We start from the raw sequence: 25,209 nt of genomic DNA, 5'->3' as shown, positions 1-25,209 counted from the left end.
CCTCAGAACCGGATGCCGTTCCAGGGCACCGACGGCGCGGCGAGCAGCCGGGCGAGGCGCCCGGCGGCGCCCGGCGTGCGCTCGGAGAGGCGCCCGGCCCGCGCGAGCACGCGCGGGTCGACGCCGCCGAGGTAGACCGAGCCGAGGGCCGCCGCGTCGAGAGCGACGTCCGGCTCGGCGGTGGTGGCGACGACCTTCGGCTCGACGGGGTCGCCTGCGTCGAGCAGCCAGGTGCCGGCGGCGTACCCAGCCGGGTCGTCCACGGCGAGCACGATCCGCTCGGTGACGGGGTACCGGCGCGCGCCGAAGGCGGCGGGGACGTCGAGGATCCGCAGCCAGAGCATCTCGCGGCTCGTGCCCGTCTCGACGGCCCGCGGGTCGGCGAGCAGCCAGGGCAGCGGCTCGTCGACCGACGCGTCCGACCAGCTCACCGTGCCCACGAGGTCGAGCGAGCACAGGTGCCGCCACAGCTCCCGGTACGACTCGGGGGTCGTGGCCTGCAGGTCGTGGACCGCGATCCGCGCCGAGCCCGTGCTCCACCACCCCTCGGCGACGCCGTAGACGACGTAGCCGGCCGGACGACCGGTGGCGTCGGACCAGCCGATCGCGTAGCGCGGGGAGTCGTCGTACACGCCGCCGGTGACCAGCGCGTTCCACGACGCGGCCGAGCGGTCAATCGACCCGGGGTGACGGCGCCGCGCGCGGTCCTGGACGGGCGCGGAGGCGGCGGCGAAGCCGGCCGGGTCGAGCGTGCGCAGACGACCGGTCGGGTCGGGGTCGCGGAACGTCGCCGCGTGCGTGTCGACCGTCAGCGCGCGCGTCCACGTCGCCAGGCCGAAGCCGAAGCGCTCGTAGAGCGAGCCCTGGGTGGACGTCAGGGCGGCGACGGGGGTGCCGGCGCGCGACGCCTCGGCGAGGTCGTCGACGAGCACCGCGCGCAGCAGGCCGCGGCGCCGGTGGGTCGAGCGCACGCCGATCGAGGTGATCGCGTCGGCCGCGACCTCCCCGCCCGGCACGCTCATCCGCGCGTCCCACGAGCGCAGGGTCGCCACCGGGGCGGTGTCGCCGGGCTCGTAGACCCCGCGCAGCCGCTGGCCGGCCATCATCGACGCCTGCGCGGCGATCGTCTCGGGCGTGGGCCGCCCGCCCAGGAACGCGGCCGACATGGCGCGGATCCAGGTGGCGGTGTCGGCGTCGGGTGCACCCTCGGTGCCCGAGGGGACGAGACGGTGGACCTGCCAGCCGCCCGCCGGGGTGCTCACGACCCGATCACTGCTGGGCGGTGGCGGCCAGCTGCCCGCAGGCGGCGGCGATCTCGCGACCGCGGGTGTCGCGCACCGTGCAGGCCACGCCGCCGTCGCGCACGCGGCGGACGAACTCCGCCTGCACCGGGGCGGGGCTCGCGTCCCACTTGCTGCCCGGCGTCGGGTTCAGCGGGATGAGGTTGACGTGCACCAGGCGCCCGAGGTGCTTCGACGCCAGCTTGGCCAGCAGGTCGGCGCGCCACGGCTGGTCGTTGACGTCGCGGATCAGCGCGTACTCGATCGAGATGCGCCGCCCGGTGACCTCGGCGTAGCGCCGGGCGGCGCCGAACACCTCGGCGACCGGCCAGCGGGTGTTCACCGGCACGAGCGTGTCGCGCAGGTCGTCGTCGGGTGTGTGCAGCGAGACCGCGAGGGTGACCTGCAGGCCCTCGTCGGCGAGCCGGTGGATCGCCGGGACGAGGCCGACCGTCGACACGGTGACCGAGCGCTGCGAGAGCCCCAGGCCCGCCGGCGGCGCGTCGCAGAGCCGGTGCACGGCGTCGACGACGCGCTTGTAGTTGGCGAGCGGCTCGCCCATGCCCATGAACACGACGTTGGAGAGGCGCCGCAGGTCGGCCCCGAGCTCGCCGCCCTTCACGGCCGCCGCGGCCGCGCGGACCTGCTCGACGATCTCGGCGGTCGACAGGTTGCGCTCGAGGCCGTTCTGGCCGGTGGCGCAGAACGGGCACGCCATGCCGCACCCGGCCTGGCTGGAGATGCAGACGGTCGCGCGGTCCGGGTAGCCCATGAGGACGCTCTCGACGAGCGCGCCGTCGTTCGCGCGCCAGAGCGTCTTGCGGGTGGCGCCACCGTCGCAGTCGACCACCGAGGTGGGCGTGAGCAGCTCGGGCAGCAGCGCCGGGCCGAGCGTCTCCCGCGCAGCCGGGGGCAGGTCGGTCATCGTCCCCGGGTCGGCCTCGAGCCGGGTGAAGTAGTGGCGCGAGAGCTGGTCGGCGCGGAACGCGGGGAGCCCCAGCTCGGCGACCGCCACGCGGCGGCCGGCCTGGTCGAGGTCGGCGAGGTGGCGCGCCGGGCGGCCCTTCCGCGAGCCGCGGGGCGAGAGGGAGAGGACCGGGCCGGCGGCGTCGGCGGCGTCGATGGCTGGCTCGGTCATCGCCGGCGGTCCCGCAGCATCTCGACGAGGCCGACGCGGTCGGCGGCGGAGAGCAGCAGCAGGATGCCCGCGAGCACGCCGAGGATGCCCTGCGAGACGAAGCCGCCGGCCGTGCCCAGGGTGATGAGGGCCGACAGCAGGCCCATGGCGACCAGCGCGATCCCGAGCCAGCGCGTCGGGCGCTGTCCCGTCGCGCGGCTGAGCAGCACGAACGCACCGCCGGTGAGCAGCAGCGCGATGCCGGGCAGGAAGGCCGAGGCGCTGAGCAGCCCGAGCACGATCGACGCGATGATCACCGCGGCGATGACGCCGCCGCCGAGGCGCAGGAGCTCCGTGGACCGCGAGGTGTCGAACGGGCGCGGCCCGCGCCGGCGGTTCTCCACGCCGATGCCGATGGCGATCGCGATGCCGACCGCGAGCACGAGGGTGCCCGCGCCGTCGGCGGCGAGGCCGAGCGTGCCCACCGCGAGCCACACGAGACCCGCCCCGAGCTCGACGAGCACGGGGTCGAGGCGCACGGCGCGCCCGCCACGTCCGGCGGTGCCGCGCCGGGGCGGCGGCGCGCCCTGGAAGCCGCGGTCACCGCCGTGTCCCCCGGGGTGGCCGGGGCGTCCCGGCCGGTGGGGACCGCCGGGGCCACCGCGACCGGGATACCCGGACGGCGGACGAGGAGGGGGGTACGCGGACACGACATCCACGGTAACGCGACCGCGCCCCTGGTCCGGACGCCAGCCCCGGGTCGGTCAACCCCCGGATCGCCGCCGGAGCTCCTCCACCACCGCCGGCAGCACCTCGTGCACGTCGCCGATCACCGCCCACGTCGCCCGGCTCACCATCGGCGCCTCGGGGTCGGTGTTGACGGCGAGGATCGAGCGCGCGTTCATGCACCCCACCCAGTGCTGCGTCGCGCCGCTGATCCCGCACGCGATGTAGAGGTCCGGGCTGACGCGGGTGCCGGTGAGCCCGACCTGGTCGGCGTGCGGGCGCCAGCCGTTGTTCGTGGCGACCCGCGAGCACCCGACAGCGCCCCCGACCAGCCCGGCGAGCTCCTCGAGCACCGCGTAGCCCTCGGCGCTGCCGACCCCGCGCCCGCCCGACACCACCACGGGCGCGGTCGCGAGCGTCATCCCGCTGGCCCGTGCCCGGCGCTCGATGAGACGGGCGCGCGGCACCGTGGCGTCCAGCTCCGGGACGAACGCGCGGACGGTCACGTCGGCGGCCGCGGCCGTCTCGGTGGGCGTGCGCGTACCGGTGCCGAGCGTGCAGAAGCGGATCGGCGCGTCCAGCTCGGCGTCCTCGAGCAGGATGCCGCCGGCCCGTTCGCGGGTGACCTCCCACGGCTGGCCGGGGCGGATCCCGGGCCGGATCGCCGTGCACGCCGTGGCCAACGGCACACCGAGCCGGGCCGCCGCCCCGGCCATCGCCTCGGTGCTCGCGTCGCCGGCCGCGGCGAGCACGGCCACCGGGCGCTCGGCGGCCACGAGCTGCGCGAGCGCCTCGCCGACGGTCGCGGCCTCGCTGTCCGCGAGCAGCTCGTGCCGCAGCAGGTGCAGCGTCGAGACACCGCGCTTGACGAGGTCGTCGGGCAGGTCGCCGGGGTCCCCGACGGCGACCGCGCCCACCGAGCCGCCGAGCGAGTCCGCCAGGTCCCGTGCCGCGGCCAGCACCTCCGCCGACGCCGCGGTCAGGACGCCCTCGCCGTCCCGTTCGATCATCGCGAGCACCATCAGCGCACCATCCCCAGCTCGGCGAGGACGTCGGCGACGGCGGGGGCCGCCGCCGCGCCGCGTCCCAGCACCACGGTCTCCGCGCGGGCCTCCGGCCGGTGGCGCAGCCGCAGGGTCCGCAGGCCCCCGGTCACGGCAGGGCCGTCGAGCACCCGCACCGGCGCCTTCTTCGCCCGCAGCCGGCCCTTGATGGTCGGGTAGCGCGGCAGGTTGAGGCCCTCGAGCACGGCGGCGACGGCGGGCAGCGGGGCCTCGTGCACCTCGACGCCGTCGGGGACGTGACGCTCGAGGCGCACCCGGCCCTCATCGACCTCGATCCCCTTCACCCCGCCGACCACCGGGCGGCCCAGGGCCGCCGCCACCCGGAAGCCCACCTGCGCGTGCCCGGCGTCGGCCGAGGCCTCCCCGAACAGCACGAGGTCGTAGGGCCGCAGGTCGGGCAGCGCGCCGACGACCGCGGCGGCGGTGACCTCCGGGTCGGGGTCGGCCACCGGCGCCTCGACGCGCACGGCGTGGTCGGCGCCCATCGACATCGCGTAGCGCAGCTGCTCGTCGGCCTCGGGCGGCCCGACGGTGAGCACGCCCGCCGACCCGCCGGTGCGGTCGGCGATCCGCACGGCCTCCTCGACCGCGCACTCCTCGTGGGGGCCGATGGTGAAGCCGAGGTGGCGGGTGTCGACGGCGGTCGCGTCGGCGCTGAGCTGGATCGATGCGCCCACCGCCGGGACGCGCTTGATGCAGACCAGGACGTCCATGTCCGTCACCGCATCCGCGCGTCGTCGGGGTCGAACAGCGGCATGCGGCCGACCCGCGCCACCGTGACCGGGTAGCGCTCCCCCAGGTACTCGACGAGCAGCCCGGTGCCCTCCACCGCGTGCCACGGCGGTAGGTACGCCATGAGCAGGTGCGTCCCGAGCGACGGCGCCGCGCCCGCGCTCGTGACGTACGACGGCCGCCCGCGCCGGTCGGTGATCCGCGCGCCGTCGACCGTCAGCACCGGCTCGCCGCCCTGGGGATAGCGACGGTGTGCCGAGGCGTCGAGGGTCAGCGTGCACAGCGTCGCCTCGGGCTCGCCCTCGCGCGCCTTGGTGTACGCGGCCTTCCCGACGAAGTCCGCCGCCTTGAGCCCGGGCAGCGCGAGCCCCGCCTCGACCGGGCCGTGCTCGCCGTCGAGCTCGTGGCCCATGAGCCGGTAGCCCTTCTCGATGCGGGCCGTGGTGCCGTAGACACCGATGCCGGCGGGGACGATCCCGTGCTCCTGCCCGGCCGCCGCGATCTCGTCCCACAGGCGCAGGCCGCACTCGGTCGGCGCATGCAGCTCCCACCCCAGCTCGCCGACGTACGACAGCCGCAGCGCGAGCACCGGGATCGACCCGACCATGACCGTCCGGGCGGTCCCGAACCGGAAGGCGGCGTCGCTGACGTCGTCGTCGGTGACCGCGGCGAGCACGTCGCGGGCCCGCGGCCCCCAGACCCCCAACGTGCACACGGCCGACGTGAGGTCGGCGAGCGCGACCGAGCCGTCGGCGGGCAGGTGCCGCGTGAACCAGTGCAGGTCGCGCGCCCCGTCCGACCCGCCGGTGACCACGCGGAAGTGCGACTGGCCGAGGCGCACCACGGTCAGGTCGCTGCGGAAGCCGCCGTCGGGACCGAGCACCGGCGTGTAGATCACGCGCCCGACCGGCCGGTCCATCTGCGCGACGGTGAGGTGCTGCAGGTACGCGAGCGCCCCGGGACCGGACACGTCGAACTGCGCGAACGCGCTGAGGTCGATCATCGCGACGCCCCGGCGCATCGCCAGGTGCTCGGCGTTGATGATCGGCGACCACCACCGCGCGTCCCACTCGTGCGGGCGGTCCTCGACGCCGAGCTCGGCAACCAGGGGCTCGTTGGCGCGGTACCACTGCGGGCGCTCCCAGCCCGCGACCTCGAAGAACTCGGCGCCGAGGGCCTCCTCGCGCGGGGAGAACGGCGAGCGGCGGGCGCCGCGGTCGGAGCTCCACTGCTCGCGCGGGTGGATGATCCCGTAGGTCTTGTTGTAGCCCTCGGCGGCGCGGGCGCGCACGTGGCGGCGGGTGCGCTCGTGCGGGGCGAAGCGGGCGACGTCGGCGGCGTGCGGGTCGATCTCGGGGACGCCCGCGGTCATCCACTCGGCGATGAGACGCCCGACCCCCGGGCCCTCCTTGATCCACACGGCGGCCGCGGACCACAGCCCGGCCACCTCCGGGGTCTCGCCCAGCAGCGGGTGGCCGTCCGGCGTCAGCGAGAGCAGGCCGTTGATGGCGTGCCGGATGCCGGCGTCGGGGCGGTCGAGGATGCCGGCGAACAGCTCGAGCGCCGCCTCCATCTGCGGGTCGAAGTCGTCGGCGGTGAACGGCAGCTGGGTCGGCGAGAGCGCCGCGGCCGCGTTCGACGGGATGTCGTCGGGGTCGCAGAGGATCGGCCGGTGGGCGTAGGACCCGATCTCCAGGTCGGCGCCGCTCTGCCGCTCGTACATGAACGGGTCCATGTCGCGGATGATCGGGAACGCGATCTCCCGGCCGGTCTCCGCCAGCTCCGCGATCGGGCCGACGTCGATCATCTGGTGCACGGCGGGCGTCAGCGGGATCGTCGCGCCGGCCAGCGCCGCGATCCGCGGGCTCCACACCCCGCAGGCGACGACGACGTACTCGGTCTCCACGTCGCCGCGGTCGGTGCGGACGCGGCGCACCCGGCCGTCCTCGGTGTCGACGGCGAGCACCTCGGTGAGCGCGGAGACGGTCAGCGCGCCCGCCGCGGTCGCCCGCTCGCGCATCAGCTCGCCCGCGCGCAGCGGGTCGACGACGGCCACCGACGGCGTCCAGAACGCGCCGAGCAGCGGTGACGGGTCGAGGAACGGGACCTTGTCGGCGACCTCGGCCGGGCTGATCAGCTCGGCGTCGATGCCCCAGGCCGTCGCCGACGACATCCGCCGGTCGAGCTCCTGGACCCGCTCCGGGGTGCGGGCCACCTCGATCCCGCCGCACGTCGTCAGCGTCCCGAGCTCGGCGTACTGGCGCGCCGAGTCGCCGGTGAGCAGCGTGATCTCGCGGGAGTGGTCGACCGGGAAGATGAAGTTCGACGCGTGGCCGGTCGACCCGCCCGGGTCGGGCAGCGGCCCCTTGTCGACCAGCAGGATCTCGCGCCACCCCAGGCGCGCGAGGTGGTGCACGACGGCGTTGCCGACGATGCCGGCCCCGATGACGACGACCTGGGCCCGGTCCGGGAACGTGGTCACGGTTGCTCCTGCGGGTCACGCCGCCGTGCGGCGGGCCTGCGACAGCCACCGCACGGTCGGCTCGATCTGGTTGAACGTGAAGAGGTGCAGCCCGGCGAGGTCGCATCCGCCCGCGGCCAGTCCCGCGACGAGCTCGTCCGGGGTGTGGCGGCCGGGTCTCAGCAGCGCGCCGGCGGTGCTGCGGTGCGAGCGGGCGAAGCGCACGGCGTCGGCGACCCCGATCCGCACCGACAGGCGCAGCAGGCGCGCGGCGTCGACGACACCGGGGACGCCGGCGACCACCGGCAGGTCGATCCCCCGCTCCCGGGCCTCGCCGGCGAACCGGCACACGAGGTCGGCGTCGAAGCACAGCTGCGTGACGGTGTAGTCGGCGTGGAACTGCTTGACCCGCAGGTCGGCCCACAGCACGTCGTCGGCGATGCGGTGGTGGCCGTCGGGGTACGACGGGACGCCGACCCGCGGCGGGCGCCGGCCGAGGTCCTCCATCGCCCGCAGCAGCGCGAGCCCGTCGGGCAGGTCCCCGGCGGGCTCGCGCGCGTCACCGCCGACGACGAAGACCTCGCGGACCCCGGCCGCGGCGAGCCGGTCGAGGTGCCCGGCGAGCTCGCCGCGGTCGCGCACGCTGCGCGCCGCGAGGTGGGGCACGGCCGTGTACCCACGCGCGGCGAGCGCGACGGCCGTGTCCACGGTGGCCGCGAGGCCCCGGCTCGGTGCGGCGGTGACGGTCACCGTCGCCCCGGCCGGGATCGCGGCGGCCGCGTCGAGCACCCCGGCCGTCGGCGCCACCTCGTAGCGCGGGTCCGCGAGCAGTGCCGCGAGCGGCGAGACGTGGTCCATGACCGGCCCCGTCAGCCCTTGGGCGTCTGCTTGCGCGGGTCGACGAACGGCTTCTCGACGACGACGCCGTCGCGCACGTCGTCCGCCGTGACGATCTGCAGCGTCGTGCCCAGCGGCGTCGACGGCGTCGCGACCATCGCGAGCCCGATGTTGCGCTCGAGGCGCGGTGACCAGCAGGCGCTGGTCACGGTGCCGACGAGCTCCCCCGCGTCGTCGCGGACCGTGAACGGCTCGATCATCGACCCGTCGTTGAACGTGCCGAGGCGGGAGCCCCCGATCTCGACGCCGACCATCGACCGCGAGAGGCCGCGCGCCTTGGCGCGGATCAGTGCGTCCTTGCCGACGAAGTCGGCCTCCTGGCCGAGGTCGACCATCCACGTGTAGTCGTAGCCGACCTCGAGCGGGTTGGTGTCGAGCGTGATGTCGCAGCCGTAGGCGAGCATGCCGCCCTCGATCCGCCGCATGTGGCACGGCCCGATCGGGCGCATCCCGTGCGGGCGCCCCGCCTCCCACACGCGGTCCCAGAGCCGGCCGGCGTCGCGGACGGCGTCCCGCAGGTAGATCTCGTAGCCGATCTCCGCGCTGTAGCCGGTGCGGCTGACGACCACCGCCATGTCGTCGATGACCGCGTGGCGCAGGTGGTAGTACGGCATCTCGGCGACGTCCTCGCCGAACAGGTCGGTGACGACGGCCTTCGCCTTCGGCCCCTGGACCTGCACCGGGGCGACGTCGATCTCGCGGACCGTCACGTCCCAGCCGCCGGCGTGGGCCAGGCCGGTCGCCCACAGCCCGACGTCGGAGTCGGCGAGCGAGAGCCAGAAGCGGTCCTCGTCGACGCGCAGCAGGACGGGATCGTTGATGATCCCGCCGTCCGGCGCGGTGATGAACACGTACTTGCACTGCCCGACCGCGCACTTGGTCAGGTCGCGCGGCACCAGCATGTTCGTGAACGCGAAGGCGTCCGGCCCGACGATCTCGATCTGGCGCTCGACGCCGACGTCCCAGAGGGTCACGTCCTCGAGCAGCGCCCAGTACTCGGCGATCGGGTCGCCGTAGTGGCGCGGGTGGTACGTGTGGTTGTACACGCTGTACATCGCCACGCCGTGCGCCCGTGACTTCCAGAAGTACGGCGACTTCCGCAGGCGCGGGTAGAGCAGGATCCCCGGATTCGTGACCACCGTCGACGACGGCTCCGGCACGAGCTCCACCGCCGCCCGGCTGGGCAGGACGTCCGTCATCAGCACCTCACCTCATCGTGCGTCCGGCGGCCCCCCGAGCCGGTTGTCGGACGTGGTTGCGAGGAGTGCAACCAGGTTTCGCTTGGCGCAACCACCATGCGACCGTGACCGAGATCACGTCAAGAGATCCGGCGCGACGAACTGATATATCCGTCCGACGGCTCAGGGCCGCGGGAGACCGGCTCAGGGCCGCAGGAGACCGACCGGCTCGCGGCGGGTGTGCACGCGGTAGCCCACCGAGAGGGTGAGGCCGGGAGTGCCGTCGATCGCCTTCTGCGCGACGGCCGGGGTGAACTCGATCCGCAGGACGTCGGCGAGCGTCGTGCGGTCGGCGAAGCGCCAGAGGGTGTCGACGCGGCGCACCGCGAAGCCGTGGCCGGCGAAGAAGCGCTCGGCAGCGCCCGGGTCGTAGCGCGGGGCCGACGCGCGCATCCAGGAGCCGTAGGAGTGGCGGGTGGCGTCGAGGTCGACGATCACGAGCACGCCGCCCGGGCGCAGCACCCGGGACGCCTCGGCGAGCCCGGGCTCGCAGCCGGGCCCGAAGAAGTAGGCCGTGCGGGCGTGCACGACGTCGGCGCAGTCGTCGGGCAGCGGCAGCGCGGCCGCGCTCCCCTGCTCGGCGCGGGCGCCCGGCAGGCCGGCGACCCGCTCGCGGGCGCGGTCCACCAGCGGCGCGTGGGGCTCGACGCCGACCACGGTCCGCGCGCGCTGCGCGAACCGCGGCAGGTGGTAGCCGTCGCCGCAGCCCACGTCGACGACGTCCGCGTCGCCGTGCGGGGCCAGCTCGGCGACCGTGTCCCACAGCGCGCCCGTGGCGTCCTGGGCCTCGTTCTCGCGCTCGTAGACCTCGGGCCAGCGCCAGATGTTGGGGGACTCGATGATGTCCCTCTCGCGGAACCGGGTCACGTCACGTGCACGGGGACCAGCACGAGCAGCAGCAGCCAGGCCATCGGCGCCGAGGTGACCAGCGAGTCGAGGCGCTCCATCAGCCCGCCGTGGCCCGGGATGGTGCTGCCCATGTCCTTGATGCCGAGGTCGCGCTTGATCAGTGACTCGACGAGGTCACCGGTGACGGCCGTGCCCACGAGCAGCGGCCCGACGACGAGCCCGTACCACCAGTGGTCGTCGAGCAGCAGCGCCACGCACAGGCACGCGCCGGTCGACCCGGCGATGAGCGACCCGGCCAGGCCCTCCCACGACTTCTTGGGGCTGACCTTCGGCGCCATGGGGTGCTTGCCGAACAGCGCGCCCAGGGCGTAGCCGCCGGTGTCGGAGCAGATGACGACGATGAGGAACGTCAGGACGCGCGCGGTGCCGTCGGCGGGGACGACGAGCATCGACCCGAACGCCATGCACAGCGGCACCCAGCACAGCACGAGCATCGAGGCGCCGACGTCGCGCACGAAGCCGGCCGCGCCCAGGCGCATGCGCCACAGGAAGCAGCCGAGCACGGTGACGAGCAGGGCGCCGAGGATGCCCTCGGTGCCGAACGGCCAGGCCAGCCAGATCATCGCCTGCCCGCCGACCAGCACGGGGACCCGCGAGAGGCGGATGCCCGCGCCGCGGTGCAGGGCGCCGAAGAGCTCCCACGTGCCGATCACCGCGGAAACCGCGACGATCCCGATCCACGCCTGCCGCACCGTCAGCAGCGCGACCAGGATGACCGCGCCCATCGCGAGGCCGACGCCGATGGCGACGGGGAGGTTGCGCCCGGCGCGCGAGCTCTTCTTCTCCGCGGGCTTGTCGGGCGTGTCCTCCTCCGCCGGGGTCGCCGGGGAGCCGGCGGCCGTCGCTGCGACGCCGGCGTCCGGCCGCCGGGGCCGCGATGCGGAGGAGGGCATGGTGACTCAGACCTCGAGGAGCTCGGATTCCTTGTTCTTCACGAGGTCGTCGACCTGGGCGACGTACCGCGCGGTGACGGTCTCGAGCTCCTTCTCGGCGCGCTGTTCCTCGTCCTCGCCGGCCTCGCCGTCCTTGACGATGCGCTGGAGCTCGGTCATCGCGTTGCGGCGCACGCTGCGGATGGACACCTTGGCGTCCTCGCCCTTGCTGCGCGCGACCTTGACCATGTCCTTGCGGCGCTCCTCGGAGAGCTGCGGGAACACCACGCGGATGATCTGGCCGTCGTTGCTGGGGTTTACGCCGAGGTCGGAGTCGCGGATCGCGCGCTCCATGCTCTGCAGCTGGCTCGCGTCGTAGGGCTTGATGACGGCCATGCGGGCCTCGGGCACCTGCACCGACGCGAGCTGGTTCAGGGGCGTCCAGGCGCCGTAGTACTCGACGCTGATGCGGTTGAACATCGCCGGGCTGGCACGGCCGGTGCGCACGCCGCCGAGGTCCTCCTTGGCGACGCTGACCGCCTTCTCCATCTTCTCCTCGGCGTCGAGGAGCGTCTCGTCGATCATGTGTCGCCTCTCCTCAGGAGCCGGAAGGGGTGTGGACCAGCGTGCCGATCCTCTCACCCCGCACCGCGCGTGCGATGTTCCCGTCGACCAGCAGGTTGAACACCATGATCGGCATGTTGTTGTCCATGCACAGGCTGAACGCCGTGGCGTCGGCGACCTTGAGGCCCTTCTCCAGCACCTCGCGGTGGGAGATCTCGTGGAACATCGTCGCCGTGGGGTCGAGCTTCGGGTCGGCCGTGTAGACGCCGTCGACGCCCTTGGCCATCAGCACGATCTCGCACTCGATCTCCAGCGCGCGCTGGGCGGCCGTGGTGTCGGTGGAGAAGTACGGCATCCCGACGCCGGCGCCGAAGATGACGACGCGGCCCTTCTCGAGGTGGCGCATCGCGCGCCGCGGGATGTACGACTCGGCGACCTGGCCCATGGTGATGGCGGTCTGCACCCGGGTGTCGATGTGGTGCTCGCGCTCGAGGAAGTCCTGCAGGGCCAGGCAGTTCATGACCGTGCCGAGCATGCCCATGTAGTCCGCGCGCTGGCGCTGCATGCCGTAGCGGTGCAGCTCCTCGCCGCGGAAGAAGTTGCCGCCGCCGATGACGACGGCGATCTGGATGCCGGAGTTGACGACGTCGGCGATCTGGCGGGCGACGGTCTGCACGACGACCGGGTCGACCCCGACCCCACCACCGCCGAACATCTCGCCGCCGAGCTTGAGCAGGACCCGGCGATGTCCGGAACGGGCATCGGGGCCCGCGTCCGACACGGTCTGGGGACTGGCCACGCGCTCTCCTCCCACCGACGGGGACGTGCTCTGCGAGTGCGTCGGGGGCGGGGCCGGGTGTGCACCCGGCCCCGCCCCCGCACGACTCAGGGCTGGCCGACCTCGAAGCGCGCGAAGGTGCGGACCGAGACGCCCGCCTCCTCCAGCACCTTGCCGACCGACTTCTTGTCCACGGCCACCGAGTCCTGCTCGAGGAGCACGGTGTCCTTGTAGTAGCCGTTCAGACGACCCTCGACGATCTTCTCGAGGATCTTCTCGGGCTTGCCCTCCTCGCGGGCGGTGGCCTCGGCGATGCGCTTCTCGTTCTCCACCACGTCCGCGGGGACCTCGTCGCGGGTGGTGTAGAGCGGACGCGCCGCCGCGACCTGCATGGCCGCGCCGCGGGCCGCCTCGGCCGCGTCGTCACCGTCGCCGGTGTAGCCGACGACGACGCCGATGGCCGGCGGCAGGTCCGAGGACCGGCGGTGCAGGTAGGTCGCGGTCGGGCCGTCGAGCAGCGCGACGCGGCGCAGCTCGAGCTTCTCGCCGATGCGCGCCGAGAGCTCCTGCACCTTGTCGTCGACCGTGCCGTCGCCGAGCGAGGCGGCCTTGAGGGACTCGAGGTCCTTGGTGCCGCTCGCGAGCGCCACGCCGAGGATGTCCTCGGCGAGCTGGACGAAGTCCGCGTTCTTGGCCACGAAGTCGGTCTCGGAGTTGAGCTCGATCATCGCGCCGTCACGGGCGGCCACCACGCCGTTGGCCGTGGTGCGGCCCGCCCGCTTGCCGACGTCCTTCGCACCCTTGATGCGCAGGGCCTCGACGGCCTTGTCCAGATCGCCCTCGTTCTGCTCGAGGGCCTTCTTGCAGTCCATCATCCCGGACCCGGTGAGGTCCCGGAGCTTCTTCACGTCCGCAGCGGTGTAGTTCGCCATGGTGCGGCTCTCGTCCGTCCTCTTGTCTTGCGGGTTCTGTCGGTCAGCTCTGCGGGGTGCCGTTGACCTGACCGGCCTCCGGCGCCGCCGCGATGGCGTTGTCGTCGCTCTCCGCGTTCGCGTCGACGGTGCCGGCGGTGCGCTCGGGGCGGCTCACCGGCGTGGTGTCGTCGCCGATCGCGTTGGTGGTCTCCTCCGCCTCGGGCGTCGCGACCGGCGCGTCGCCGGGGGCGTCCACCGCGGAGCTGGTGCTGCCCTGCTCCAGGCCGGTCGGCGCGCTGGCGCCGTCGCCGCCCTGGGCCATGAGCTCCTGCTCCCACTCGGCCAGCGGCTCGTCCTCGCCGCGCTCGCCGCCGCCGTCGCGCTGGCCGCGGGCCTGCAGGCCGTCGGCGCACGCCTGGGCGACCACGCGGGTCAGCAGCGCCGCCGAGCGGATGGCGTCGTCGTTGCCCGGGATCGGGTAGTCGACCTCGTCGGGGTCGCAGTTGGTGTCGAGGATGGCGACGACCGGGATGTTGAGCTTCCGGGCCTCACCGACCGCGATGTGCTCCTTCTTGGTGTCGACCACCCACACCGCGCTGGGCACGCGGCCCATGTCGCGGATACCGCCGAGGGTCTTCTCCAGCTTGTCGTGCTCGCGGGTGAGCATGAGGATCTCCTTCTTGGTGCGACCCTCGAAGCCCCCGCTCTGCTCCATGGCCTCCAGCTCCTTGAGCCGCTGGAGGCGCTTGTGCACGGTCTGGAAGTTGGTGAGCATGCCGCCCAGCCAGCGCTGGTTCACGAACGGCATGCCGACGCGACGCGCCTGCTCGTCGATGGCCTCCTGGGCCTGCTTCTTCGTGCCGACGAAGAGCACCGTGCCGCCGTGGGCGACGGTCTGCTTGACGAACTCGTAGGCGCGATCGACGTAGGACAGCGTCTGCTGCAGGTCGATGATGTAGATGCCGTTGCGCTCGGTGAAGATGAAGCGGCGCATCTTGGGGTTCCAGCGGCGGGTCTGGTGTCCGAAGTGGACACCCGAGTCCAGCAGCTGGCGCATCGTGACGACGGCCATGCGGTGGAACTACCTCTCTCGGCGGCCCGATCTCTGGCGACCAGGCCTGGCGGTTGTCGCGACGGTCCCGGTCGGGCCGTCGCCCTGGTGCCCTCGTGACCGATCCGGAAACCCGCCTCGGCGGGACCGCCCGGATGCGGCGGTGGCAGCGCTCGGCGTGCGGGCGCTTGTGAGGACACGCGAAGTCGGCCCGTTCGACCCCGCACGGGGCAGGACACGACGGACCGCTGGTCAGAAGTGTACCCGCGCGCCCTCCCCCGCCTCCCCGCGGGCGTCGTTCCCCCGGCTCGCGGACGCACGTCGTGTGTCAGCGTGGCGGCCACGCTGACGTTCAACGCCAGGATCGCCACATGCTCGCCCGCGCGACACGCCGGGGTGGGCGCCGCCGGCGGGCGCCGTCGCGAGTCCCGGAGATCAAGGGCGTCGCCACGCACCCGGATCAGCGCCGGAGGTGCATGACGACGCCCCTGATCTCGGTCGCGAGGTTCGAGGGAGCCGTGGGCGCCCCCGGTGCGTCCAAGCCCGTGTGAAGCGTCGTCTCCACGCCGCCGTCGCCCTCGCCCTGGTGCTCGCGGTGATACCGGCCGTGGTGCCGGCCGCCCCGGCCGGCGCCGCGGCCGCTCCCCCGCCCGTGGTCCCGGTCGGGGCGTTCGGGTGGCCCGTGGCCGGGGTGGACGGGCGTGCCGCGCCGGCGACGGCGGGCTCGCCGGGTGCGGTGACGCGGCTGTTCGACCCGCCGCCGCACTACTACGGCCGCGGGCACCGGGGCGCCGACGTGGCGGGCAGGCCCGGGCTCGCGGTGATCGCCGCCGGCGACGGGGTCGTGGTGTTCGCGGGCCGGGTCGCCGGGCGCGGGGTGGTGTCGGTGGAGCACGCCGGCGCCCTGCGGACGACGTACGAGCCGGTGGCGGCCACCGTCGTCCCGGGCGCGCCGGTCCGGCGGGGCGACGCCCTGGGCACGCTGGAGCCCGGGCACCGCGGATGCCCCGTCGCCGCCTGCCTGCACTGGGGCCTGCGCCGGCCCTCGGCCGACCCCGCCGCCGGCGCGCTCGACTACCTCGACCCGCTGCTCCTCCTCGGGCTCGGCCGGGTGCGCCTGCTCCCGACCGACCCGTGAGGCGCGTCAGGCGTGCTGGAGCTCGGCGAGCCGGGCGCGCAGCCGCATCACGGCGCGGGTGTGCAGCTGGCAGACCCGCGACTCGGTGACCCCGAGGACCCGCCCGATCTCGGCGAGGGTCAGGTTCTCGAAGTAGTAGAGGCCGACCACGGTGCGGTCGCGCTCGGCGAGCTGCCCGACCGCCTCGGCGAGCAGGCGCCGGGTCTCGCGGTCCTCCATCGCCGAGAGCGGGTCCTCGGCGCCGGTGTCGGGCAGCGAGTCGGCGAGCGACGGGGCGCCGGCACCCTCGCCGGCCCCGCCCCCGCGTCCCGCGGCGACGAGCTCGTCGAGCGCGGCGACGCTCGTCATCGCGATCTGCCCGAACGTCGAGCGCAGGTCGTCGGTGGACGTGTCCAGCTCGGCGGCGAGCTCGGAGTCGCTGCAGGAGCGCTGCTCGCGCCCCTCGAGGCGCTCGATGGCCCGCTCGATCTCCCGGGCCCGGGAGCGCACCGAGCGCGGCACCCAGTCCTGGGACCGGAGCTCGTCGAGGATCGCGCCGCGGATGCGCTGCATCGCGTAGACCTCGAACTTGCGGCCCCGGTCCGGCTCGAAGCGCTCGATGGCGTCGACGAGACCGAAGATCCCGCACTGGATGAGGTCGGCGACGTCGACGTGCGACGGCAGGCCGGTGCCGACCCGGCCGGCGACGTACTTGACCAGCGGCGCGTAGTGCAGCACCAGCCGGTCCTTGGTCGACTTGCGCGGGTCGTCGGCGTACGCGGCCCAGAGGTCGGCGATGCCGGCCTCGACCATCGCCTCCTCGTCCGCGCCGCCCGGCGAGGCCCCGCCGAGCGTCGCCGGCAGCACGTGGCCGTCGGCGGGGCGCTGCCCGCGGGACCCGTCGGCCGGGGAGGGCACCGGGGCGAGCGCGGTCGCGCCGTCGGTGACCGGACCCGGGGTGTCACGGCGCTCGGGAGCCCGCCGGCGCGGGGTGCGAGCGGCGACCCCGGCGGCGCGCACCGCGGCGTCCGAGTCCGACCCGGGCAGGGCGGGCAGGGGCCCGGTCTGCGGGCCGGTCTCGTGTCCGACGTGGTGTCCGGTCTGGTGCCCGGTGTGCGGCGCGTCGGCGGACATCGTGGCCACGGAGGCCGCCGCGGCGCCGCCCCACGCCTCAGGCACGGGGGTGGGCGGTGTCGTGGACGGCGCGCAGCCGCTCCGCGGACACGTGCGTGTAGAGCTGCGTGGTCGCCGGTGACGCGTGACCCAACAACTCCTGAACGCTCCTCAAATCCGCTCCCCCCTCGAGCAGGTGTGTCGCCGCCGAGTGCCGGAGCCCGTGCGGCGCGATGTCGGGTGCCCCCGGGACGGCACCGGCGGCGTCGTGCACGACCCGGCGCGCGATGCGCTGGTCGAGACGGCCGCCGCGGGCCCCGAGCAGGAGCGCCGGTGGTGACGTCGGGACGGCGAGCGCCGGGCGCCCCTCCCGGCGCCAGGCGTCGAGCGCGGTGGCGGCCGGCGCGCCGTAGACGACGGTGCGCTCCTTGCCGCCCTTGCCGAGCACCCGCAGCGTGCGGCGGCCGTCGTCGACGTCGTCGACGTCCAGCCCGCACAGCTCGGCCACCCGGACGCCGGTGGCGTAGAGCAGCTCGAGCAGCAGGTGGTCGCGCAGTGCGACCGGGTCGCCCTCGGCGGCGCCGGAGGCCGCCGCCTGCAGGGCCGCGGCGGCCTGGTCGGCGCGCAGCACCTCGGGCAGGCGGCGGTGGGCCCGCGGCGATGCGAGGCGGGCGCCGGTGTCGGTGCCGGCGCGCCCGGTGCGGGCCGCCCACGCGGTGAACGTGCGCGCGGCGGCGGCCCGGCGCGCCAGCGTCGTGCGGCTCGCGCCCCTCGCCCGGACGTCGGCGAGCCACGCGCGCAGGCCGGCGAGGTCGAGCGCGTCGAGGTGCAGCGGCTCGTCCTCGCCGGTGTCGGGCCCGCGCAGGTGGGCGAGCAACGAGGTCACGTCGCCGAGGTAGGCCCGCAAGGTGTGCGGCGAGAGCGCCCGCTCGTAGCGCAGGTGGTCGGCGTACGCGGCGAGGTGGGCCACGGAGCTCGCGTCGGCGACCCGCTCCGGCCGCGGGGCCGGCACCGCGGCGGCTGCCGGGACGTTCGTCGCGGATCGGTCGTCCGCAACGTGACGCGGAGCATCCGGACCGGTCGGTTCCGCCGGGCCCGACCCGCCCGAGGTCCCCGCGCTGCCCGTGTGGGCGAACGCGGAGCGTGACGATTTCACCGGGTCGAAGGGGAACTCACGAGAGGCCCCTCGACCGGGTGACCGCGACGGTCCGGACAGCCCTCGGGCTGCCTCGTCGGGAGAGAACGTGCCGGTCATCGCCGTGAAGACTCCCGATCAGAACGGCGACGGTCAAGCACCGCCGCACCGCGTTCGGTGACCGTCGGCCACCGTCGGGGAGCGGTTCCACTCGTCGCGCTCTGCAACCGTTCGTCGCTCTGCGCCTGTTCACCCGGGTCGGCGACGCCACCACCCGTCGTCCTCCGACACGGGCCCACGGGCCTCGAGATCCCTCAGGTGGGTGGTCGTCTCCGCGAGGGCGACCCCGGCGTCGTGGGCCAGACGTACCGCTGTGCGCGCCGCGTGGAGGGGCAGCGCTTCACGCACACGCAACGCCCCCGGGTCAAGACCGTCCGTCGGACGCGTCGGGGTACCCGGTGGAGGGGCGAGGCCGTCCCCCACTCGACTCACCTCCTCGACGACGTGCTCGACCCGGCCGGTGACCGACACCTCGGGCCGACGGGCGAGCTCGTGACACCCGAGCGACATCAGCGACGTGACCGGGCCGGGCACGACCATCACCGCACGCCCCAGCGCCTCCGCCACCAGCGCCGTGCGCATGGCGCCCGACCGCGCGGCGGCCTCGACCACCAGCGTCCCGGCCGTGAGCGCGGCGATCAGCCGGTTGCGGACGAGGAACCGGTGGCGCGCCGGCGTCGCGCCCGGCGGGTACTCGGTGACCACCAGCCCGCGGTGCCCGACGTGCTCGAGCAGCGTGGCGTGCTTCGGCGGGTAGGCGCGGTCGATGCCGCAGGCGAGGACGGCCACCGTGTCGCCGCCGACGGCCAGCGCGCCGCGGTGGGCCGCGCCGTCCACGCCGAGCGCCGCGCCCGACACCACGGTGCACCGCCGGTCGGCGAGCTCCGCGGACCAGTCGCGGGCGACCCAGAGCCCGTACTCGCTGGCCGCCCGCGCCCCGACCACGGCGACCCACCCGCTCGGGCCGGCGTCGAGGCGCAGCGGTCCGCGCGCCCAGAGCGCCAGCGGGGCGGCCGGGCCGTCGCGGGTCGCGGGGCCCTCGAGCCCCGGCGCGCCGTCGGGCCCGGCGACCGTCCCGAGCCCGGCCAGCGCGGCGGCCGGCCACTCCGGGTCCTCGGGGACGATCAGCCGCCCGCCCCGTGCGGCGAGCAGGGCCAGGTCGGCCTCCGCCCGGTCGGTGCCCCGCCGCGCCGAGGTCTCCCGGACGACCTCGGGCGGCAGCGCGCCCGGCCCCTCGGTGACCGCGTCACGGACCCGCCGGGCGGCGACGACCGGGCCGACGTCGTCGACGAAGGCGGCCAGCGCGGCGGCCGGGGGCTCCGCGACCCGCGAGAGGTAGGCGCGGGCGACGAGCACCTCGCGGTCGACGGGCACGGCGTCCACGGAGCTCGGCGCGGACCGTGGCGGGGTCGGGGCGGTGCTCACGCGACCTCCTCGCCGGCCGTGGCGGGCGCGCCGTCGGTGGCGAAGCCCTTGAACCCGACCGCCTCCACGACGTCCGGCAGCTCGGGTCCCGGCGCGCCGCGCAGGTCGGCCACCGTCCAGGCCACCCGCAGCGCGCGGTCGGCCCCGCGCGCGGTCATGGCCCCGGAGCGGAGCTGGTGCTCGAGGACCTCGGCGGCCTCGCGGGGCAGGCGCCCGCGGCGACGGAGCTCGGGGCCCGGCACCTCGGCGTTGGTGCGCCACCCGGCGTCGCGCCAGCGCTCGCGCGCGGCCGCCCGCGCGGCGAGCACCCGGGCCCGGACCGACGCGGTGTCCTCGGGGACCTCCTCGAGCGGCACGGCCGAGGCGCCGTCCCACGACAGCGCCTCGACCGGGCGCAGGGTGACCTGCAGGTCGACGCGGTCGAGCATCGGGCCGGACAGGCGCTGGGTGTACCGGCGCTGCGCGAGGCTCGAGCAGGTGCAGTCGGTGGGCTTGGGCGGCGCGCACGGGCACGGGTTCGCGGCCATCACCAGCTGGAAGCGCGCCGGGTAGCGCACGACCCCGTCGGTGCGGGCCAGCCGGACCTCGCCGTCCTCGAGGGGTGTCCGCAGCATCTCCAGGACGTGCGGGCCGAACTCGTAGATCTCGTCGAGGAAGAGCACCCCGCGGTGGGCCAGCGACACCGCGCCCGGCCGCGCCAGCCCGCTGCCGCCGCCCACCAGCGCCGCCGAGGAGACCGAGTGGTGCGGGGCGACGAACGGCGGCGTGGACGGAAGGGCCTCCTGGGGGTCGAGCGCGCCCGCCAGCGAGCGGACCGCGGCCACCTGCAGCGCCGAGTCGACGTCGAGGTCGGGCAGCAGGCCGGTCATCCGCCGCGCCAGCATCGTCTTGCCCGAGCCCGGCGGGCCCACCATCAGCAGGTGGTGCCCGCCGGCCGCGGCGACCTCGATCGCGCGCCGGGCGGCGAGCTGCCCGACGACGTCGGCGAGGTCCTCACGCGGACCGCCGGCCTGCAGCCGCGGCCCCGAGCGCACCGGGAGCAGGCGCCCGCGGTCGCCGCGCAGCCAGGCCAGCACGTCGGACAGGTGCTCGGCGCCGAGCACCTCGAGCCCGTCCACCAGTCCCGCCTCGACCGCGGCCGCCGCCGGCACCACCGCCTGCTCCACCCCGAGGCGCCGGGCCGCGAGCAGCGCCGGCAGGATGCCGCGGACCCCGCGCACCCGCCCGTCGAGGGCCAGCTCGCCGATCAGCACCACCCCGCGCAGCGCCGCGACCGGCACGTCCCGCGCGGCAGCGAGCACCGCGCAGGCGAGCGCCACGTCGTACCCGCTGCCCTGCTTCGGCAGGGTCGCCGGGGACAGGGCGAGCGTGATGCGGCGCGCGGGCCACGTCTCCCCGGAGTTGACCACCGCCGCCCGCACCCGGTCGCGCGACTCGGCGAGCGCCGCGTCCGGGAGCCCGACCAGCGACACGGCGGGCAGCCCCTGGCCGATGTCGGCCTCGATCTCGACGACCTCGCCGTCGACCCCGCGCAGGCCGATCGCCCACGCGCACGCGAGCGCCACGTCAGAACGCCCCCTCGTAGTGCTCGACCTGCGGCGCCGCCCCGGGCACCACGAGGACGGCGAGCACGTCGAAGCGCACCTCGGCGAAGCCCGCCGCGCCAGCGGCGTGGCGCTCGGCGAGCCAGTGCTGGGCGAGCCGGCGGATGCGGGCCGCCTTCACGCGCGTCACGGCCTCGGCGGGGAATCCGAACCCGGTGCCCGACCGCGTCTTCACCTCGGCGACGACGAGACGCTCGCCGTCGGCGGCGATTAGGTCGAGCTCGCCCTCCCGGCAGCGCCAGTTGCGGTCGAGCACGGTCAGGCCGCGGGCCGCGAGGTGCTCGGCGGCCACGTCCTCGCCGTGGCGCCCGAGCTCCCGGCGATCAGGAGGCGGCTCGTCGGCAACGTGCGTGGTGGACATGACCCGGCCCCCTCGTCCTCGCCGGGCCCTCCGGCGGCGGGATCGAGCGTGGCGGGCGCGCGCCGCCGGGGAGAAGCACCGGGCCGGCGCCTGGGGACAGGCAGGTGGAGTGGGGACGGACCGGCGCCGTGCCGGCGGCCCATCTACCCCGCGCGGAGCAGCCTCAGCCGCTGAACGGGCCCTCGTCAAGCCGGAGGTCGGGCTTCTCCAGCTCCTCGACGTTGACGTCCTTGAACGTCACGACGCGCACGTTCTTGACGAAGCGGGCCGGGCGGTACATGTCCCACACCCACGCGTCGGACATGGTGACCTCGAAATAGACCTCGCCGTCGGCGTTGCGGACGGCGACGTCGACGGTGTTGGCCAGGTAGAACCGGCGCTCGGTCTCCACCACGTAGGAGAACTGCGAGACGATGTCGCGGTACTCGCGGTAGAGCGAGAGCTCCATGTCGGTCTCGTACTTCTCGAGATCCTCCGCGCTCATCGCACCTCTCCCCCCTCGAACTCCTCCATGTCCTCGGGCCCGTCGAACGCGTCCTCCGGCGCCACGAGCTCGTCGGCCTCCCCGCTCTCGGCGGACACGTCGTCGACGGTCACCGTCCCATTGTGGCGTACGCCCGCCGGGAAGCCGTCCAGGCTCCGTCCCCGGGCGGCCGCGGCGACGTTGACGAAGCTGAAGCGGTGCTCCGGGCACGGGCCGTGCTCCGTCAGCGCTGCGGTGTGCGTCGGCGTGCAGTAGCCCTTGTGGAGGTTGAAGCGGTACTCCGGGTGGCGGTCGTGCAGCTCGGTCATCAGGCGGTCCCGGGTGACCTTCGCCAGGATCGACGCGGCCGCGACGCACGCCGCCGCCAGGTCGCCCTTGGGCACGGCGAGCGAGGGCACGCCGAAGCCGGTGACGGGGAAGCCGTCGGTGAGCACGTAGCCGGGGCGCACGTCGAGGCGCGCCACGGCCCGGCGCATCCCGTCGATGTTCGCGATGTGCACCCCGCGGCGGTCGACCTCCGGCGGGTCGACGAGCACGACACGCCAGTCGACCGCGCGGCGCTGGATCGTCGTGAAGAAGCCCTCGCGCTCCTCGGCGCTGAGCAGCTTCGAGTCCGTGAGGCCCTCGAAGCGGGCGGCGTCCCCGGGCCGCAGGATGCAGGCCGCGACCGCGAGCGGGCCCGCGCAGGCGCCCCGCCCGGCCTCGTCGACGCCGACCACCGGCCCGAGCCCGTGGCGCTCGAGGGCCGACTGCAGCGCCCAGCTCTCGGTGCTGCGCCGCACGATCGCGCGCGGCGGCTGGACCCCCGTGCGCGGCGGCAGCGGCTTGCGCTTGCGGGCCGGGCGACGGCCGGTGCCGGGCCGGCCGGTCGGGCACCGGCCACCCGCGTCCTGTCCGGAGCCGGAGGACGACCTCGGCTCCGCTGCGTCCCCCGCGGTCACCGGCCGGGATCGGGGGACGGAGGTGCGGATGCGGGCTCGCCGGGCCGAGAAGTCTGGGAGGTCCACCCGTCCTGCGACGTCCACCGCCGGCGCACCCGCCGGGTGACCACGACGAGCGGGATCGCGCCGAGGACCCCGGCCGCGAGCGGCGCGCCGGAGGTCCACACGGGCGCGCCGAGCGCCGACGGGCGGGCCTGCGGGTCGGTGTCGGGCACGCCGCCCCACCGGCCGACCGGCAGCACGATCACGCGGGCCTTGCCGATCACGTCGGTGACGCCGATCGGGCCGTGCACGCGGGCGTCCGCCGAGTTGTTGCGGTTGTCGCCCATCACCCACAGCTGGCCCTCGGGCACGCGCACCGGCGCGAAGTCCGCCTGGGTGCGCCCGAGGTTGGGCTGGTAGTAGATGTACGGCTCGTCGAGGGGCTGGCCGTCGACCGTCACGCGATTCTGCGGGTCGCAGCACGCGACGGTCTGCCCGCCGGTGGCGATGACGCGCTTGACGAAGTCCTTCTCGTTCGGCGGCGCCAGGCCGACCAGCGACAGCCCGCTCTGCAGGCCGCGGACCAGCACGTTCCCCGACGGCTGCTCGCCGGAGACCTCGCCGTTGTCGCCCCACGTCGGCGGCCCGCGGAACACCACGACGTCGCCGGGCGCCGGGTCGGAGAACCGGTAGGTGAGCTTGTCGACGGCGACGCGGTCGTTGGCGCAGCCGTTGCAGCCGTGGAGCGTGCGCTCCATCGAGGCCGACGGGATGACGTAGATGCGCGCCAGGAACGTCTGGATGACGAAGGTCAGGACGACGGCGACGACGATGAGCAGCGGGAGCTCGCGCCAGAACGAGCCCTTCTTTTTCGTCTTGCCCTTGCCGCGACCGCCCTTGTCGCTGCCGTGACGCCCGGCGCCGGCGGGGACGGCGTCCTCGGCCTCGTCGGGCACCTCGTCGCCCGGTGCGGCCATGCCGCGGCGGTGGCGGCCGGGGACGACCCCGCCGCCGGTGATCGCCGTGGTGGTGGCCGTGGTCGACGACGGGGCGGCGTCGTCGCGCGGACGCGGGGCGCGGGAAGCGAAGCCGTCGGAGCCGGCGAGACCGGTGTCCGCCGGGCTCGCGGACGGGGTCGCTGCCTGGGTGTCCTCGGCACCGCCGGCGGCCGGTGTCCCCGAGGGGGCAGCCGGCGGCCGCGGCGGCGGAGGGCCGGGCGGGGGCCCGGCCGGGCCGGTGCTCTGCGGCGGCACGGGCGGCGAGACGGGCTGGGCCATCGGGCGGGCCTGCTGGCCGTGGGGGTGCGGCGGGGGCGGGCCCACGGGACGGCCGTCGGGCCGCGGGCCTCCGTACCCGCCCGGGGGCGGCGGGGCCGGGCGTCCCGCACCCCACTCCGAGCCCCACGGGCCCGCGGGCGGTGCGACCGCGCCGTGCGGCTCCGGGTGGCCGCCGGGACCCGGGTAGCCGCGGCCGGCGTCGTTGGGGGGAGGCGGCGCGGACCGGCCGTTCATGCCGACCGCCGGGTCGCCGTAACCGTCGCCGTAGCCGTCCACGGAGCCGTTGCCATACCCGTTGCTGTTGGGGGCGCCGTGGCCGTTGGGGGCGCCGTAGCCGTCCGGACCGCCGTACACCGGCCCGTGGCCGACGCCGTTGCCGTCCGGGTAGCCGCCCCCGTACCCGTTCCCCGGGTCCGACGGACGGCCGTTCGCGTACCCGCCGACGTCGCCGTACGCGGCGTCGCCGTCGGCGGGGCGGTCGGAGCCGCTCCAGCCGGACGAGCCGTAGGGCGCGTGGCCGCTGGGCCCGTGGGCCGGGACGTCGCCGTACGGGTCGGCGTCGGCGTCGTCCTCCGGCCGTGCATGCGCCCCTCGTCCCGGGGCGTCGGTACGAGTCGTCTCGCCGCCCGTTCCGTGACTCCGGAACGGGGGCCCGCCTGGCTCCTGGGGACGCACGCGCTTCAGGTTAGGAGACCGGGTCGCGTCGGCTCAGGAGGCCGGCGTGGTCTCGCGCTTCTCGCGGATCTTCGCGGCCTTGCCCCGACGCTCACGGAGGTAGTACAGCTTCGCGCGCCGGACGTCACCGCGGGTGACGACCTCGATCTCCGCGATGTTGGGTGAGTGCACCGGGAAGGTGCGCTCCACCCCGACGCCGAAGGAGACCTTGCGGACGGTGAACGTCTCGCGCAGGCCGCCACCGTGGCGGCGGATGACGACACCCTGGAAGACCTGTACACGAGAGCGTGAACCCTCGATGACCCGGACGTGCACCTTCACGGTGTCCCCGGCACGGAAGTCGGGGATGTCGGAGCGCAGCGACTTGGCGTCGAGCTCGTCCAGGGCGTTCATCGTCAGCGTCCTCGCGGTCTCACGGCCCCGGTGACCAGG

At 75.3% G+C, this 25,209-nt stretch carries 24 protein-coding genes; 1 reads left to right on the top strand and 23 read right to left on the bottom strand.

What is annotated here, in order from left to right; all coding sequences use genetic code 11:
- Window positions 1–2 precede the first annotated feature (2 nt).
- The 14 genes from EV188_RS04265 to rpsB form a co-directional block, all read right to left on the bottom strand.
- Window positions 3–1,262 carry a GNAT family N-acetyltransferase gene (locus tag EV188_RS04265; protein WP_133824932.1) on the bottom strand — a complete coding sequence of 420 codons (1,260 nt, stop codon included), beginning with the start codon at window positions 1,260–1,262 and terminating at the stop codon, window positions 3–5.
- Window positions 1,263–1,269: 7 nt separating this feature from the next.
- A complete protein-coding gene (rlmN, locus tag EV188_RS04260; RefSeq protein ID WP_133824931.1) occupies window positions 1,270–2,418 on the bottom strand; it encodes a dual-specificity RNA methyltransferase RlmN in 1,149 nt (382 codons plus the stop codon).
- The gene (locus EV188_RS04255; RefSeq protein WP_133824930.1) at window positions 2,415–3,107 is read right to left on the bottom strand and encodes a hypothetical protein; all 693 of its coding nucleotides are present in this window, start codon (window positions 3,105–3,107) and stop codon (window positions 2,415–2,417) included. The genes rlmN and EV188_RS04255 overlap by 4 nt, the downstream gene beginning before the upstream one ends.
- Window positions 3,108–3,161: 54 nt before the next feature.
- Complete coding sequence (locus tag EV188_RS04250) at window positions 3,162–4,133, bottom strand: electron transfer flavoprotein subunit alpha/FixB family protein (protein WP_166659706.1); 972 nt, start codon at window positions 4,131–4,133, stop codon at window positions 3,162–3,164.
- A gap of 11 nt (window positions 4,134–4,144) precedes the next feature.
- Complete coding sequence (locus tag EV188_RS04245; RefSeq protein WP_133824928.1) at window positions 4,145–4,900, bottom strand: electron transfer flavoprotein subunit beta/FixA family protein; 756 nt, start codon at window positions 4,898–4,900, stop codon at window positions 4,145–4,147.
- 5 nt (window positions 4,901–4,905) lie between these two features.
- Window positions 4,906–7,401, bottom strand: coding sequence for a GcvT family protein (locus EV188_RS04240; RefSeq protein WP_133824927.1), 2,496 nt, complete (start codon window positions 7,399–7,401; stop codon window positions 4,906–4,908).
- A gap of 15 nt (window positions 7,402–7,416) precedes the next feature.
- Window positions 7,417–8,238 (bottom strand): methylenetetrahydrofolate reductase, encoded by an 822-nt coding sequence (locus tag EV188_RS04235; protein ID WP_133824926.1) that lies wholly within the window; start codon window positions 8,236–8,238, stop codon window positions 7,417–7,419.
- Window positions 8,239–8,249: 11 nt separating this feature from the next.
- Window positions 8,250–9,476, bottom strand: coding sequence for a glycine cleavage T C-terminal barrel domain-containing protein (locus tag EV188_RS04230; protein ID WP_133824925.1), 1,227 nt, complete (start codon window positions 9,474–9,476; stop codon window positions 8,250–8,252).
- Between the two features lie 183 nt (window positions 9,477–9,659).
- Window positions 9,660–10,382, bottom strand: coding sequence for a class I SAM-dependent methyltransferase (locus tag EV188_RS04225; RefSeq protein WP_208113968.1), 723 nt, complete (start codon window positions 10,380–10,382; stop codon window positions 9,660–9,662).
- On the bottom strand, window positions 10,379–11,317 hold the full coding sequence (locus tag EV188_RS04220) for a phosphatidate cytidylyltransferase (RefSeq protein ID WP_133824924.1): 939 nt from the start codon (window positions 11,315–11,317) through the stop codon (window positions 10,379–10,381). Before EV188_RS04220 ends, EV188_RS04225 begins: the two co-directional genes overlap by 4 nt.
- A gap of 6 nt (window positions 11,318–11,323) precedes the next feature.
- Window positions 11,324–11,881: a ribosome recycling factor gene (frr, locus tag EV188_RS04215; RefSeq protein ID WP_133824923.1), complete on the bottom strand. Its 558-nt coding sequence runs from the start codon at window positions 11,879–11,881 to the stop codon at window positions 11,324–11,326.
- 13 nt (window positions 11,882–11,894) lie between these two features.
- Window positions 11,895–12,641, bottom strand: a complete 747-nt coding sequence (gene pyrH / locus EV188_RS04210) for a UMP kinase (protein ID WP_133825399.1) — start codon at window positions 12,639–12,641, stop codon at window positions 11,895–11,897.
- Between the two features lie 104 nt (window positions 12,642–12,745).
- A complete protein-coding gene (gene tsf, locus EV188_RS04205) occupies window positions 12,746–13,570 on the bottom strand; it encodes a translation elongation factor Ts (RefSeq protein ID WP_133824922.1) in 825 nt (274 codons plus the stop codon).
- Window positions 13,571–13,613: 43 nt separating this feature from the next.
- Complete coding sequence (gene rpsB, locus EV188_RS04200) at window positions 13,614–14,624, bottom strand: 30S ribosomal protein S2 (RefSeq protein WP_133824921.1); 1,011 nt, start codon at window positions 14,622–14,624, stop codon at window positions 13,614–13,616.
- 526 nt (window positions 14,625–15,150) lie between these two features.
- On the opposite strand from rpsB, the gene EV188_RS04195 reads away from it, so the two are divergent.
- Window positions 15,151–15,741, top strand: a complete 591-nt coding sequence (locus tag EV188_RS04195) for a M23 family metallopeptidase (RefSeq protein ID WP_133824920.1) — start codon at window positions 15,151–15,153, stop codon at window positions 15,739–15,741.
- Between the two features lie 6 nt (window positions 15,742–15,747).
- On the opposite strand, the gene EV188_RS04190 is transcribed toward EV188_RS04195, so the two are convergent.
- The 9 genes from EV188_RS04190 to rplS form a co-directional block, all read right to left on the bottom strand.
- Window positions 15,748–16,899 carry a FliA/WhiG family RNA polymerase sigma factor gene (locus tag EV188_RS04190; protein WP_341770737.1) on the bottom strand — a complete coding sequence of 384 codons (1,152 nt, stop codon included), beginning with the start codon at window positions 16,897–16,899 and terminating at the stop codon, window positions 15,748–15,750.
- Window positions 16,892–17,845, bottom strand: coding sequence for a tyrosine-type recombinase/integrase (locus EV188_RS04185; protein WP_424922907.1), 954 nt, complete (start codon window positions 17,843–17,845; stop codon window positions 16,892–16,894). The genes EV188_RS04190 and EV188_RS04185 overlap by 8 nt, the downstream gene beginning before the upstream one ends.
- 372 nt (window positions 17,846–18,217) lie before the next feature.
- The gene (dprA, locus tag EV188_RS04180) at window positions 18,218–19,453 is read right to left on the bottom strand and encodes a DNA-processing protein DprA (RefSeq protein ID WP_133824918.1); all 1,236 of its coding nucleotides are present in this window, start codon (window positions 19,451–19,453) and stop codon (window positions 18,218–18,220) included.
- A complete protein-coding gene (locus EV188_RS04175; protein WP_133824917.1) occupies window positions 19,450–21,018 on the bottom strand; it encodes a YifB family Mg chelatase-like AAA ATPase in 1,569 nt (522 codons plus the stop codon). The genes dprA and EV188_RS04175 overlap by 4 nt, the downstream gene beginning before the upstream one ends.
- A gap of 1 nt (window position 21,019) precedes the next feature.
- Complete coding sequence (locus EV188_RS04170) at window positions 21,020–21,418, bottom strand: YraN family protein (protein ID WP_133824916.1); 399 nt, start codon at window positions 21,416–21,418, stop codon at window positions 21,020–21,022.
- 163 nt (window positions 21,419–21,581) lie between these two features.
- The gene (locus EV188_RS04165) at window positions 21,582–21,902 is read right to left on the bottom strand and encodes a DUF2469 domain-containing protein (protein WP_133824915.1); all 321 of its coding nucleotides are present in this window, start codon (window positions 21,900–21,902) and stop codon (window positions 21,582–21,584) included.
- On the bottom strand, window positions 21,899–22,687 hold the full coding sequence (locus tag EV188_RS04160) for a ribonuclease HII (RefSeq protein WP_424922916.1): 789 nt from the start codon (window positions 22,685–22,687) through the stop codon (window positions 21,899–21,901). Before EV188_RS04160 ends, EV188_RS04165 begins: the two co-directional genes overlap by 4 nt.
- Before the next feature lie 152 nt (window positions 22,688–22,839).
- Window positions 22,840–23,802: a signal peptidase I gene (gene lepB / locus EV188_RS04155; RefSeq protein WP_133825396.1), complete on the bottom strand. Its 963-nt coding sequence runs from the start codon at window positions 23,800–23,802 to the stop codon at window positions 22,840–22,842.
- Between the two features lie 1,008 nt (window positions 23,803–24,810).
- Window positions 24,811–25,170 (bottom strand): 50S ribosomal protein L19, encoded by a 360-nt coding sequence (gene rplS / locus EV188_RS04150; RefSeq protein WP_133824914.1) that lies wholly within the window; start codon window positions 25,168–25,170, stop codon window positions 24,811–24,813.
- Window positions 25,171–25,209: the final 39 nt, after the last annotated feature.

The sequence above is a fragment of the Actinomycetospora succinea genome (genome assembly GCF_004363095.1).
GTDB classification, from domain to species: domain Bacteria; phylum Actinomycetota; class Actinomycetes; order Mycobacteriales; family Pseudonocardiaceae; genus Actinomycetospora; species Actinomycetospora succinea.
This window is presented reverse-complemented; position numbering and strand designations above follow the sequence as displayed.